The following is a 2,969-nucleotide window of genomic DNA, read 5'->3' as shown; positions in this document are numbered from 1 at the left end:
GGACCGTGTGTCTTAGACGCTAGATCAAGGTAGAAAGGGCGTACGGTGGATGCCTTGGCACTAGGAGCCGATGAAGGACGCGACGAACAGCGAAATGCTCTGGGGAGTGGTAAGTACACATTGATCCAGAGATCTCCGAATGGGGGAACCCACCGCCGGGAGACTGGCGGGACACCCACGTGAATACATAGCGTGGCGTGAGGCATACCCGGGGAACTGAAACATCTAAGTACCCGGAGGAAGAGAAAGAAAATTCGATTCCCTGAGTAGCGGCGAGCGAAACGGGAACAGCCCAAACCAGGAAGCATGCTTCCTGGGGTTGTAGGACACTCTATACGGAGTTACAAAGGGATAGGGTAGGTGAACGACCTGGAAAGGTCGGCCAGAGAAGGTGACGGCCCTGTAGCCGAAACCCCATCCCCTCCAGAGTGGATCCTGAGTACGGCGGGACACGTGAAACCCCGTCGGAATCCGGGAGGACCATCTCCCAAGGCTAAATACTTCCTAGTGACCGATAGTGAACCAGTACCGTGAGGGAAAGGTGAAAAGCACCCCGGAAGGGGAGTGAAATAGATCCTGAAACCGTATGCCTACAAGTAGTCAGAGCCCGTTAACGGGTGATGGCGTGCCTTTTGTAGAATGAACCGGCGAGTTACGATGGCGGGCGAGGTTAAGCCGATGAGGCGGAGCCGCAGCGAAAGCGAGTCTGAACAGGGCGCATCAGTCCGTCGTCGTAGACCCGAAACCAGGTGATCTACCCATGTCCAGGATGAAGGTCAGGTAACACTGACTGGAGGTCCGAACCCACGCACGTTGAAAAGTGCGGGGATGAGGTGTGGGTAGCGGTGAAATGCCAATCGAACCTGGAGATAGCTGGTTCTCTCCGAAATAGCTTTAGGGCTAGCCTCGAGGTGAAGAGTTCTGGAGGTAGAGCACTGATTGGACTAGGGGCCCCCACAGGGTTACCGAATTCAGTCAAACTCCGAATGCCAGCAACTTGTACTCGGGAGTCAGACTGCGAGTGATAAGATCCGTAGTCGAGAGGGAAACAGCCCAGACCATCAGCTAAGGTCCCCAAGTGTATGTTAAGTGGAAAAGGATGTGGCGCTGCACAGACAACTAGGATGTTGGCTTAGAAGCAGCCACCATTCAAAGAGTGCGTAATAGCTCACTAGTCGAGTGGCGCCGCGCCGAAAATGTAACGGGGCTAAACATACCACCGAAGCTATGGATCCCGTAAGGGATGGTAGGAGAGCGTTCCAAGCAGCAGTGAAGCGGTATCGTGAGGAGCCGTGGAGCGCTTGGAAGTGAGAATGCCGGTGTGAGTAGCGAAAAGAGGGGTGAGAATCCCCTCCGTCGAAAGCCTAAGGTTTCCTGAGGAAGGCTCGTCCGCTCAGGGTTAGTCTGGACCTAAGCCGAGGCCGAAAGGCGTAGGCGATGGACAACAGGTCGATATTCCTGTACCGCCGTACCACCGTTTGAACGATGGGGGGACGCAGAAGGATAAGGTGACCGTGCGACTGGAAGTGCACGGACAAGCAGCGAGGCCGTCGGGTTGGCAAATCCGCCCGGCATACAAGGTTGAGCTGTGACGTGGAGCCCGTAGGGCGAAGCACCGGATTTCACGCTGCCAAGAAAAGCCTCTAGTGAGGAGGTCGGCGCCAGTACCGCAAACCGACACAGGTAGGCGAGATGAGAATTCTAAGACGCGCGGGATAACTCTCGTTAAGGAACTCGGCAAAATGGTCCCGTAACTTCGGGAGAAGGGACGCTTATGGCAACATAAGCCGCAGTGAATAGGCCCAAACGACTGTTTAGCAAAAACACAGGTCTCTGCTAAATCGCAAGATGAAGTATAGGGGCTGACGCCTGCCCGGTGCTGGAAGGTTAAGGGGATGTGTCATCGCAAGAGAAGCACTGAACCGAAGCCCCAGTAAACGGCGGCCGTAACTATAACGGTCCTAAGGTAGCGAAATTCCTTGTCGGGTAAGTTCCGACCCGCACGAAAGGCGTAACGATTTGGGCACTGTCTCAACGAGAGACCCGGTGAAATCATAGTACCTGTGAAGATGCAGGTTACCCGCGACAGGACGGAAAGACCCCATGGAGCTTTACTACAGCCTGATATTGAGGCTTTGTACGCGATGTACAGGATAGGTGGGAGTTTGTGAAGCCGGAGCGCCAGCTTCGGTGGAGACACCCTTGGGATACCACCCTTTGCGTATAGAGTCTCTAACTCGCAGCCGTGATCCGGCTGGAGGACCGTGTCAGGCGGGTAGTTTGACTGGGGCGGTCGCCTCCTAAACAGTAACGGAGGCGCCCAAAGGTTCCCTCAGAATGGTTGGAAATCATTCGAAGAGTGCAAAGGCAGAAGGGAGCTTGACTGCGAGACCTACAAGTCGAGCAGGGACGAAAGTCGGGCTTAGTGATCCGGTGGTTCCGCATGGAAGGGCCATCGCTCAACGGATAAAAGCTACCCTGGGGATAACAGGCTGATCTCCCCCAAGAGTCCACATCGACGGGGAGGTTTGGCACCTCGATGTCGGCTCATCGCATCCTGGGGCTGGAGTAGGTCCCAAGGGTTGGGCTGTTCGCCCATTAAAGCGGTACGCGAGCTGGGTTCAGAACGTCGTGAGACAGTTCGGTCCCTATCCGTCGTGGGCGCAGGAAATTTGAGGAGAGCTGTCCTTAGTACGAGAGGACCGGGATGGACGCACCGCTGGTGTACCAGTTGTTCCGCCAGGAGCATCGCTGGGTAGCTACGTGCGGACGGGATAAGTGCTGAAAGCATCTAAGCATGAAGCCCCCTCCGAGATGAGATTTCCCTTTGAGCAATCAAGAAAGACCCCTCAGAGACGATGAGGTAGATAGGTCATGGGTGGAAGCGTGGTGACACGTGGAGCTGAATGATACTAATCGGTCGAGGCTTTGATCTAGTCTATGGTTTGTGTTGATGAATCCTCAGTTTT

1 rRNA gene is annotated in these 2,969 nt (G+C 55.1%); it reads left to right on the top strand.

Going from position 1 to position 2,969, the window contains the following annotated elements:
• Nucleotides 1-22: 22 nt before the first annotated feature.
• A 23S ribosomal RNA gene (locus KNO85_RS14765) occupies nucleotides 23-2,936 on the top strand.
• Nucleotides 2,937-2,969: the final 33 nt, after the last annotated feature.

It is taken from the genome of Exiguobacterium sp. s124, assembly GCF_018617485.1.
In the GTDB taxonomy this organism is placed as follows: Bacteria; Bacillota; Bacilli; order Exiguobacteriales; family Exiguobacteriaceae; genus Exiguobacterium; species Exiguobacterium aestuarii.
Note: the sequence above shows the minus strand (reverse complement) of the source record. Positions and strands in the feature narration are given on the sequence as shown.